Annotated in this window: 9 protein-coding genes; 3 read left to right on the top strand and 6 right to left on the bottom strand. The window is 55.0% G+C overall.

The features are described from left to right. The first annotated feature begins 203 nt into the window (after positions 1-203). Positions 204-3539, top strand: a complete 3336-nt coding sequence (carB, locus tag ACRBCU_RS16175) for a carbamoyl-phosphate synthase large subunit (protein WP_431366426.1) — start codon at positions 204-206, stop codon at positions 3537-3539. Positions 3540-3605: 66 nt separating this feature from the next. Here carB and ACRBCU_RS16170 read toward each other — a convergent pair whose 3' ends face one another. The 3 genes from ACRBCU_RS16170 to ACRBCU_RS16160 all read right to left on the bottom strand — a co-directional run bounded on the left by ACRBCU_RS16170 (position 3606) and on the right by ACRBCU_RS16160 (position 4861). Then, complete coding sequence (locus ACRBCU_RS16170) at positions 3606-3770, bottom strand: YdcH family protein (protein ID WP_431366425.1); 165 nt, start codon at positions 3768-3770, stop codon at positions 3606-3608. A 109-nt stretch (positions 3771-3879) separates the two neighbouring features. Continuing rightward, positions 3880-4668 (bottom strand): tRNA1(Val) (adenine(37)-N6)-methyltransferase, encoded by a 789-nt coding sequence (locus ACRBCU_RS16165; protein ID WP_431366424.1) that lies wholly within the window; start codon positions 4666-4668, stop codon positions 3880-3882. Beyond that, positions 4646-4861, bottom strand: a complete 216-nt coding sequence (locus tag ACRBCU_RS16160; RefSeq protein WP_431366423.1) for a DUF2007 domain-containing protein — start codon at positions 4859-4861, stop codon at positions 4646-4648. The genes ACRBCU_RS16165 and ACRBCU_RS16160 overlap by 23 nt, the downstream gene beginning before the upstream one ends. Positions 4862-4915: 54 nt before the next feature. Between ACRBCU_RS16160 and ACRBCU_RS16155 the strand changes: the two genes are divergently transcribed. Beyond that, positions 4916-5917, top strand: coding sequence for a polyprenyl synthetase family protein (locus tag ACRBCU_RS16155; RefSeq protein ID WP_431366422.1), 1002 nt, complete (start codon positions 4916-4918; stop codon positions 5915-5917). On the opposite strand, the gene ACRBCU_RS16150 is transcribed toward ACRBCU_RS16155, so the two are convergent. Further along, positions 5910-6737 carry a 4-(cytidine 5'-diphospho)-2-C-methyl-D-erythritol kinase gene (locus ACRBCU_RS16150; protein ID WP_431366421.1) on the bottom strand — a complete coding sequence of 276 codons (828 nt, stop codon included), beginning with the start codon at positions 6735-6737 and terminating at the stop codon, positions 5910-5912. The genes ACRBCU_RS16155 and ACRBCU_RS16150 overlap by 8 nt on opposite strands. Then, positions 6727-8439 carry a tetratricopeptide repeat protein gene (locus ACRBCU_RS16145; RefSeq protein WP_431366420.1) on the bottom strand — a complete coding sequence of 571 codons (1713 nt, stop codon included), beginning with the start codon at positions 8437-8439 and terminating at the stop codon, positions 6727-6729. Before ACRBCU_RS16145 ends, ACRBCU_RS16150 begins: the two co-directional genes overlap by 11 nt. Positions 8440-8762: 323 nt before the next feature. Here ACRBCU_RS16145 and ACRBCU_RS16140 point away from each other — a divergent pair, with 323 nt between their 5' ends. Beyond that, a complete protein-coding gene (locus ACRBCU_RS16140; RefSeq protein WP_431366419.1) occupies positions 8763-9581 on the top strand; it encodes a LytTR family DNA-binding domain-containing protein in 819 nt (272 codons plus the stop codon). Between the two features lie 29 nt (positions 9582-9610). Here ACRBCU_RS16140 and ACRBCU_RS16135 read toward each other — a convergent pair. Continuing rightward, the coding region (locus ACRBCU_RS16135; protein WP_431366418.1) for an electron transfer flavoprotein-ubiquinone oxidoreductase at positions 9611-10887 on the bottom strand (1277 nt) is incomplete at its 5' end.

Genomic DNA, 10887 nt, shown 5'->3' with positions numbered 1-10887 from the left:
TGTGGCGGTATTACCTGATCGCAAGCGAGCTGAGCCTGTCCGAGCTGGGCATGTGCATATTCCAGTTCCAACTGACACATGACCCCATGTCGGCCCCGGTGACGCGCGATTACATGATGGAATAAGGGCAATACCCCCTATCCGCCCTTGCACCCGGTTGACCCACAAGTATAACCCGCTCAATTTGCGCGCACGGGGGACCTATGCCGAAAAGAACCGACATCTCTTCGATCATGATTATCGGGGCTGGCCCCATCGTTATCGGGCAGGCATGCGAATTCGATTATTCCGGCGCTCAGGCCTGCAAGGCCCTGCGCGAGGAAGGGTATCGTGTCATCCTGGTCAATTCGAACCCGGCCACGATCATGACCGACCCGGACATGGCTGACGCGACATATATCGAACCGATCACCCCGGACATCGTTGCCAAGATCATCGAAAAAGAACGCCCCGACGCATTGCTGCCCACGATGGGCGGTCAGACCGGGCTGAACACCTCGCTCGCTTTGGCGGATATGGGTGTGCTGGACAAATTCGGGGTCGAATTGATCGGCGCGAACCGCGAGGCCATCGAAATGGCCGAAGACCGCAAATTGTTCCGCGAGGCGATGGACCGCATCGGGTTGGAAAACCCCAAGGCCACCATCGTCACCGCCCCCAGGAAAGACGATGGAAAATTCGATATTCAGGCCGGGCTGCAATCGGCCATGGATGTGCTGGATCATGTTGGCCTGCCCGCGATTATCCGCCCTGCCTTTACCCTTGGCGGGACAGGCGGCGGCGTGGCCTATAACCGCGACGATTACGAACATTTCTGCCGCACGGGCATGGAAGCATCCCCAATGGCCCAGATCCTGGTGGATGAATCCCTGCTGGGTTGGAAAGAGTTCGAGATGGAAGTCGTGCGCGACAAAGCGGACAACGCGATCATTGTCTGTGCCATCGAAAACGTGGACCCGATGGGCGTTCACACCGGCGACAGCATCACCGTGGCCCCTGCCCTGACCCTGACGGACAAAGAATACCAAGTGATGCGGAATCACTCGATTGCGGTTCTGCGTGAAATCGGCGTCGAAACCGGCGGATCGAACGTTCAATGGGCGGTGAACCCCGTTGATGGCCGCATGGTTGTCATCGAAATGAACCCGCGCGTGTCACGTTCTTCTGCTCTGGCGTCCAAGGCGACGGGTTTCCCGATTGCAAAGATCGCGGCGAAACTGGCGGTTGGCTACACGCTGGATGAACTCGACAACGACATCACCAAGGTCACGCCTGCCTCCTTTGAGCCGACTATCGACTATGTCGTCACCAAAATCCCGAAATTCGCCTTCGAGAAATTCCCGGGCTCCGAGCCATATCTCACCACCGCGATGAAATCCGTGGGCGAAACCATGGCCATTGGCCGCACCATCCACGAAAGCTTGCAAAAAGCGCTCGCATCCATGGAATCGGGCCTCACTGGATTTGACGAAATCGAAATCGAAGGCGCGCCAGAGAAGTCCGCCGTTATCAAGGCGATCTCTCAGCAAACGCCGGACCGCATGCGCACCATCGCGCAGGCCATGCGTCACGGGTTGTCGGACGATGAAATCCACGGTGTCACGATGTTCGACCCTTGGTTCCTCGCGCGCATTCGCGAAATCATCGAAGCCGAAGAGCAGGTCAAAGCCAACGGCCTTCCAGCCGATGCCGAGGGCCTGCGTCACCTCAAAATGATGGGCTTCACCGATGCGCGTCTCGCCAAACTGACGGGCTTCAAAGAGAAAGACGTGCGCAAATCGCGTCACGCGGTCGGCGTTAAAGCCGTCTTCAAACGCATCGACACCTGCGCGGCTGAATTCGAAGCACAAACGCCTTATATGTACTCCACCTACGAAGCGCCCATGATGGGCGACGTAGAATGCGAAGCGCGCCCCTCTGATCGCAAGAAAGTCGTCATCCTTGGCGGCGGTCCGAACCGCATCGGCCAAGGTATCGAGTTTGATTACTGCTGCTGTCACGCCTGCTACGCGCTGACCGACGCAGGCTACGAGACGATCATGATCAACTGTAACCCCGAAACGGTTTCAACCGATTATGACACTTCAGATCGCTTGTATTTTGAGCCGCTCACATTCGAGCACGTCATGGAAATCCTGCGCACAGAGCAAGAGAACGGCACGCTGCACGGCGTCATCGTTCAGTTCGGTGGTCAAACGCCGCTAAAACTGGCGAATGATCTCGAAGCGGAAGGCATTCCTATCCTCGGCACCACGCCTGATGCGATTGACCTCGCCGAAGATCGCGAGCGCTTCCAAGCGCTTGTGAATCAGCTCAACCTCAAGCAGCCTAAGAACGGCATCGCCTCCACAGACGCCGAAGCGCTTAGCATTGCAGAAGAAATCGGCTTCCCGTTGGTCATTCGCCCCTCATACGTTCTGGGTGGCCGCGCCATGGAAATCGTGCGCGATATGGCGCAACTGGAACGCTACATCGCCGAAGCGGTTGTTGTGTCTGGCGACAGCCCTGTTCTGCTAGACAGCTACCTAGCTGGCGCCGTGGAACTCGACGTTGACGCGCTCTGCGATGGCAAAGAGGTGCACGTCACAGGCATCATGCAGCACATCGAAGAAGCAGGCGTTCACTCTGGCGACAGCGCCTGTTCCTTGCCGCCTTATTCCCTGTCCAAAGACGTGATCAAGCGGATCGAAGCACAGACCCACGCCCTTGCGCTCGCGCTCAATGTGGTCGGTCTGATGAACGTGCAATTCGCGATCAAAGACGATGAAATCTACCTCATCGAGGTGAACCCACGCGCCTCACGTACCGTGCCTTTCGTGGCAAAAGCCACCGATAGCGCCATCGCATCCATCGCTGCGCGCCTCATGGCGGGTGAGCCGCTCTCGAACTTCCCGAACCGCGGCACATATCCCGAAGACGCAGTGCCGGGCTCACAACCGCTTGCGGATCAAATGACCTTGGCCGATTTCAACATGCCATGGTTCTCTGTTAAAGAAGCGGTTCTTCCCTTCGCGCGCTTCCCGGGTGTGGACACGATCCTTGGGCCGGAAATGCGCTCAACGGGTGAGGTCATGGGCTGGGATACATCCTTCGCGCGCGCCTTCCTCAAGGCGCAGATGGGCGCGGGCGTCACGCTTCCGCGCGCGGGCAAGGTTTTTGTCTCGATCCGTGACGACGACAAAACCGACAAAATGCTGGAAGCTGCTAAGCTCCTGACATCCCTAGGTTTTACGCTGACGGCTACGCGTGGCACACAAAGCTGGCTCGCAGCGGCTGGCCTTGAGTGCGAGACCGTGAACAAGGTCTATGAAGGTCGCCCGAATGTCGTCGATAACCTCAAGAACGAGGAAATCGCGCTGGTGATCAACACGACCGAGGGCGCACAAGCCGTAGATGACAGCCGCGAAATCCGCTCCGTCGCGCTCTATGGAAAAATTCCGTACTTCACGACAGCCGCAGGCGCGCAGGCTGCCGCCCTCGCGATTGAAGCGCAGATCAGCGACGATCTGGGTGTGATGTCCCTGCAAGGCAACGGCTAAACAACAAAAAACCGGCGCTGAGATCACTCTCGCGCCGGTTCAGTTACTTAAGCTTTAGATCACGCTTCAACTCGAAAGGCGCGTGATCTCCTCTTTAAGTCGTAATTTTTCTTTCTTGAGCTCTGCGATGTGAAGGTCTTGTGTACCAGGGGCACGCTGCGCGGCTTCCACTTGGTCAGACAGGGTTGAGTGTTTTTTCTTCAGCTGTTCCAGATGCGAACTCAGGCTCATCGAAATCCTCCTTAGGTGAGATGTGCAATACCACTGCACCACATAAATATATGTATGTCACGCCGCAGTTGCATCATCTGGTTAGCGAAAACTTAAGATAGTGCGGGTTTCAGTTGGATGGCCCAAAGGAGAAAGACGCGCCAGATCGTAAAACCGCCTCGATTACAGCGTTGTATTCTTTGGGATTTTCCTCATGCGTCGCCCCTTTGTGCATCACAATCGGGACATGCAGGCGGAAATCTGCCCGCCCCTCCTTTTTGGCGCAAATCAGAAACAAATGCGGATCACGTCCCGCGCGCGGGCATAGCGGTTGCACCTCGATCGAGCCAAGCGAAGTTGGCATCGCCTTGAGCAGTTCAGGCAGGCGTTCGACGCGGTGAATGAAATGCAACTGCCCCTTCGGAAGCAGCCGTTTTGACGCCTCTTTCACCCATGTTTTCAAAGGGGTATCTTCGCCAAGACCCACTTCTCGCCCGTGATCCGTCGCAGGAACAGAGCGGTTTCGATCGTAATAAGGCGGATTGGCGATAACGTGATCATACCGCTTATTCTTCACCTCAGCAGGCAAATCGCTCAAATCAGCTGCAAAAACCTCAAAAGCGATGTCGTTACGCGCAGCATTCTCACGCGCAAGCTCTGCATACTCGCTTTGCAACTCAACGCCTGTCAGCTCCAGCCCCGGAACGCGCCGCCCTAAACACAGCGAGGCAACTCCGCCACCACAACCCAGCTCCAGCACCGTCTGACCAGCGCGCGCAGGCACGCTCGCGGCCAGTAAAACCGGATCAACGCCAGCGCGATATCCCTTCAACGGTTGCGCAATCTTAACCAAGCCGCCAAGAAAATCATCAACACTGAGCGCTCCAAGGCCGCTTTCAGAGGGGTAATTCAACGTCATTATCCGCAAGTATACGCATTGCGCGATCAAGGTCACGCGTTGCGACCATCATTCGGCGCGGCAAAATGCCAATGGAGCCTTCAAGCACGCTCATATTTACGTCCAACTCAAAGGTCGGTATACCCGCCTCATCAAGGAGGGCGCGAACGAGAGCCGTAAGGGTTATATCGTTTGTACGCATCAATTCTTGCATGAAACTGACCTAAGCGGGACGCCCCCATTTGTCGAGGGCAGGAACGGGAGTGTGATGAGCTTGGACGACGCAGTGATAAAGCCTCACGATGCAATGGCTGGTTATTTGGCTGCTGATATGGACGCAGTTAATACCCTGATCCGCGAACGGATGGCCTCTGAACACGCACCGCGCATTCCAGAAGTCACGGCCCATTTGGTTGAAGCGGGCGGCAAGCGTCTTCGCCCGATGCTGACACTCGCTGCGGCGCATCTTTGCGGCTATCAAGGCCCCTTCCATGTGCATTTGGCGGCAACGGTTGAATTTATTCACACCGCAACACTTTTGCATGATGATGTCGTCGATGAAAGCGGTCAACGTCGTGGCCGCCCCACCGCGAACTTGCTGTGGGACAACAAGTCTTCCGTTTTGGTTGGGGATTATCTGTTCTCACGTTCGTTCCAATTGATGGTCGAAACAGGATCGCTGCGGGTTCTCGACATCCTTGCGAACGCCTCTGCAACGATTGCTGAAGGCGAGGTTCTGCAACTGACCGCCTCGCAAGACCTCAGCACAACAGAGGCAATTTATCTTCAAGTCGTGCGCGGTAAAACCGCCGCGCTGTTCTCCGCGGCGACCGAGGTTGGCGGTGTCATCGCAGGGGCAGATGAAGCCCATGTAAAGGCGCTGTATGAATATGGCGACGCACTTGGTATCGCCTTCCAAATCGTTGACGATCTGCTTGATATGCAAGGCGACACAGGTGCCATCGGCAAAAATGTTGGCGATGATTTTCGTGAAAAGAAACTCACGCTCCCCTTGATCAAAGCAATTGCCAAAGCTGACGCCGAAGAACGCGCCTTTTGGGTACGCACCATCGAGAAAGGCCGCCAAGAAGACGGCGATCTTGAGCATGCGATCGCTCTGCTTCACAAGCATAACGCGCTGGTTGAAACCCGCGCCGAAGCGCTCGCTTGGTCTCGAAAGGCAGAGCAAGCGATTGAACAGCTGCCAGCCCACCCCGTGCGCGACATGCTGCGCGATCTTGCGGCCTACGTTGTGGCACGCGTCACTTAAGCGTTGTTGCCACAATCCACCAATCTGGATGATCTTTGCGCACGTGTGCCGCCAATTGTTCAGCGGCGCTATGACTTTCGCACAGACCAAAGCAGGTCGCACCTGAGCCGGACATCCGAGCAAGCAAGCTAGGCTCTAACGCCGTCAAAACCTCTTGAATAACGGGGGCCAAGCTAATCGCGGGGGCTTGCAAGTCATTCCGCTGCGCAGCGCACCAAAGCGCGAACTCCGTCGCATTGGCCCAATTGGGAATGTCTCCCATTGGCGGGTTTTCTTTGACCGCTAATGCATTGAACACAGGCGGTGTCTCTAGCGAAACGCGTGGGTTCACAAGAACCGCCCACAAGGGGGGCAATGCAGGAACGCTGTCTAGTTTCTCTCCCACGCCGCGCATTCGCAGCGCAGAAGGAGCCAAACAAACGGGCACGTCCGCGCCCAATTGAACCACGTTTTCGGGCAGATCTGCCCCCCACAACTCTGCCAAAGCCAGCAGCGTCGCCGCAGCATCCGCAGAGCCGCCGCCAATGCCTGCCGCGTTTGGCAAATGTTTGGTCAACTCAATCCTCGCCCCAGCATCGCCGCCAAACAATTGCGCGGCTTTCAGTACCAGGTTGAGCCCATCTGTGGGCACACCGGCGGACAAAGGACCATTTACTATCAGGCTCAACTCATCCGCCTCAGTGACGATTATTTCATCCCCAACCCCAGCAAAACACACGAGACTATCAAGCAAATGATACCCATCATCACGCAAGCCAGTCACATGAAGAGTTAGGTTGATTTTCGCCCGCGCGAAACGCGTCGCACGCTTAGCCGTCATCAGCCATTCTTAGCGGGTCCGCGCCTTCGTTTTCCAGAACAGCATCAAGCCCGATATCCAGTTTGCTACGGATGCGCTCTGGGTCCGCTTCTTGGCTCGCATCTCCATAATCCACAAAGGACAGCGCGCGTTTCCACTGGAACTCTGCCTCAAGGAAACGGCCAACGGACCAATACACATCGCCCAAATGATCGTTCACGATAGGATCAATCGGCATTAACTCGGTCGCGCGCTCCATATGTCCAACCGCCTCTTCATAGCGGCCCAAACGGAATAGCACCCAGCCAAGGCTATCAACAATGTAGCCGCTATCCGGACGCGCCGCGACAGCGCGTTCAATCATGTTGAGCGCTTCATCAAGTTTGATCTGCTTCTCGACCAAAGAATACCCAAGATAATTCAAAACCTGCGGCTGCTCTGGATTTAGCTCTAACGCCTTGCGGAAATCAGCTTCTGATTTTTCCCAAACATCGAGCCGTTCATAGGAAATGCCGCGCGCGTAATAGATAAACCACTGACCGCTTACTTCTTCCTTAAAACTGGCCAGCGCTGTGTCATAAGCCTCGATTGCGTCTTCAAAACGCTCCAACTGGCGCAACGCATCGCCAAGCGATGAGTGAACCAAAGGCAGATCACCATGAGTTTGCGACAGGTTTTCTAAAACTTCGATTGCCGCATCCGCTTTACCACTCTTGCGAAGCGCCTCTGCGCGCCCCAGCTCAGCGGCATGAAAGGCAGGATCGTCGCGATCGACCTTTTTGTAGGTCGCGCTTGCCAACTCGAAACGTCCCATCTGCTCCAGCAAGCCAGCCGAAAGCAAAATCGCATCAATATGAGCGGCATTGATATAAGCGGCAACGCGAGAATAGAGCAATGTATAGTCTTCGCTTGCTTCATTGCGAAGGGCGCTGGCGACCGTATAGAAAACTTCCGACATGCCTTCGCGCGCAGTGCTGATCTGGCTGAACGCAAGCGTTTCGCCCGCTGTTAAAGACTCGCGCATTTTTTGCAACTTGGGGTCCAAATCCGTGCCGAACGATTGGTTGAGCGTTTTTAGCCCATCCTCGTTTCGACCCAATTGGCTCAACACTTCTATATGGGCAATCGCGCCCCTGCGCGTTTGTCGCAGCGCGCCCGCTTCAGGCATCGCAAAAATTGCATCCGCACCTTCGAAATCCCCTACCAACGCAAGAGCGAGCGCTTTGTGATACAGACCAAACCCCTTCAGGCCCGGCTCTTCACCAACAGCATCAAAGCTTTCCAGCGCTGTGGTGACTTCGCCAATACCAACCTGCGCCCATGCGCGAAGCAGGCCATCGACCAGCGGACCAACCCCCTGTTTTTCCAATATCCGAGCCAAAACATCGGCATAGTTTTCTTCAGCAATCTTCTCGGCAATCACAGCCATTTGCGCAACTTGGCTACTATGGCCATCCGCTAAAAGCTTGCTCGCAACAATTGCAGCGCGCTCGACATCCCCAAGGGCTAGAAGCGAGAAACTCGCATTCTCCAAAATTTCAGGGTTAGACGGGTCTTTCGCAAGCGCTTGTGTGTAATAGCGAGCCGCCGCGCTGTATTCACCCGATACCGCCGCAGAGCGCGCCGCAAGGTATGGCCCCGATGCTGGCTCAGCCGCAACAGGCATTCCTGCGCTCGCAAGTAGGGCAACTACGCTCAGGTGTCGCAATATCCGTTTTGGCACAGGGCTCGCTCCTTTTTTCGATGCTTTGAGGAATCTAGGGGGTCGCGTTGGGTAACGCAACGTCTTGGGCGTAAAACAAGCACGAAGCCAGATCAAATCCATGTGCACTTTAACAAAAACTAGAAAGAAAAAAGACGCTGCAGTGCCTGCAACGTCTTTGGGAGAATACTTAAAATTGTTTTTCGCGTAACACGCGATTCACGTTTGGGTACGTTACTCGCTTCACTCACAGGAATACTATCGCGTTGTCTGAGGTGTATTCGTAGTCAAACTGCGTGTAAGAATGTGATTCTTCGCCAAAATGACAAAAGTGCAATTCCACGATGCGTGAAAAATCAGACAAAACATCTCGCGAAGCGCGAATTTTGATCTTTGGATTAGCCATTTTTATTTGTGTCTTTCTCGGGCCCTTCGAAACTTCCGTTGATCTAGGACTTTGGGATCGTGTTACTTTTTGGACCATCTCAATCGTCGCAGTCGGTTTTTCGATTGAATTTTGCGTCACGACCACGCTCGACAGCAATTGGCTCAAACGGTTGCATGTTCTGCTCAAATTGCTAATTGGCGCAATGATCGGCGCGGTGCCCGGCGCTGCCTTCATGATTATCATCAACATGATCATGCGGCCTCAGCGCTTGGTCGGAAGCGACTTTCCGATGACGTGGTTTCAAGTCACCATCTTGGCGATGTTAATCGTCGGCATGGAGCATCTGATCTGGGTACGTTTGAATGGGCCGGGCACAAAACTTTCACGAACTGAGACTGAAATGGAGCCAGACACGCAACAGGCGTCAGAACCCGTTGAAACGATCGCGCGCGCGCGCCTTTTCTCGCGCCTGCCGAATAGTCTTCGCGAAGCTCAGCTGATCTCAATGTCGATGCAGGATCACTACGTTGAGATCAACACGACCCTCGGCAGTGAAATGCTCTTGATGCGCCTCAGTGATGCGATTGACCTGCTCGACGGCCTTGAGGGCGCACAAACCCATCGCTCGCATTGGGCGGCCAAGCTCCATTCTGTCTCTATGTCAAAGGTCGGGAGGCGTCACGAGTTGCTTTTGTCCAACGGGCAAAAGCTTCCCGTAAGCAACAGTTTCAAAGATGATGTCGAACGGATGCTAAACGAAAAAGGGCAGGCCTAAGCCTGCCCTCTAAACGCATTTCCAAACGTTTACATGTTTGGATAGTTCGGCCCGTCGCCACCCTGCGGTGTGACCCATGTAATGTTCTGGCTTGGGTCTTTGATATCGCAGGTTTTGCAATGCACACAGTTCTGGAAATTGATGACAAATTTGTCTTCAACAATTTCGTAAACACCGGCGGGGCAATAGCGCTGCGCAGGCTCTGCGTAGTGCGGCACGTTCACCGCGATAGGCACATGCGGATCTTTCAGCTGCAAATGCGCAGGCTGGCTTTCCTCATGGTTGGTAAAGCTGAACGCAACGTTGGTCAGGCGATCAAAGCTTAGAACACCATCGGGCTTAGGATAGTCGATCGGCTTGTGTGCAGACGCGCTCTCAGTTGCTTGCGCATCGTTCTTGCCGTGCTTCAGCGTGCCAAACAAAGACCCCTTAAAGATCGTCTGGAACCACATATCAAAGCCACCAAGCGCCATGCCACCAAGCGGGCCAAAGCGCGCGTTCAATGGCGCAACATTGCGCACTTTCTTAAGGTCTTGACCAACAACGCCTGATTTCAACGATGCGTTATAGCTCTCAAGCGTGTCAGACGCGCGGCCCTCGGAAATCGCTGCATGCGCCGCTTCCGCCGCCTCGATACCTGAATGCATCGCGTTGTGATTGCCCTTGATGCGCGGCAGGTTCACAAGGCCCGCAGAGCAACCCAGCAATGCACCGCCCGGGAAGGCAACTTCTGGAATCGACTGGAACCCGCCCTTTGTCACCGCACGCGCGCCATATGCAACGCGCTTACCGCCTTTTAGCAACTCAGCCACTTTCGGGTGATGCTTAAAGCGCTGGAATTCCATGTAAGGGAACAAATGCGGGTTCTTGTAATTCAGATCGACAATGTAGCCAACGTAAACTTGGTTGTTATCGAGGTGATAAATGAACGAGCCACCACCGTTCTTAAAGCCCAAAGGCCAGCCAAGCGTGTGCGTGACTTCGCCCTCATTGTGCTTTTCTGGATCAACTTCCCAGATTTCTTTCATGCCAATGCCGAATTTCGCAACATCGCAATTCTCGTCAAGGTCATACTTGGCGATGACTTCTTTGCTCAAAGAGCCGCGCACACCTTCGGACAGGAACACATATTTACCATGCAGCTCCATGCCCGGCTCATAAGAATCGCCCGGCGTTCCATCAGCGTTTTTGCCAAACTCGCCCGCGACGACGCCTTTCAAAGCACCGTTGTCATCATAAACCAGCTCAGAACACGCCATGCCGGGGAAAATCTCCACCTCTAGCGCTTCAGCTTGCTCAGCCATCC

It is taken from the genome of Planktotalea sp. (assembly GCF_050633725.1).
GTDB lineage: Bacteria > Pseudomonadota > Alphaproteobacteria > Rhodobacterales > Rhodobacteraceae > Planktotalea.
The sequence above is the reverse complement of the archived record's forward strand: the minus strand, read 5'-3'. Positions and strand labels throughout refer to the sequence as shown.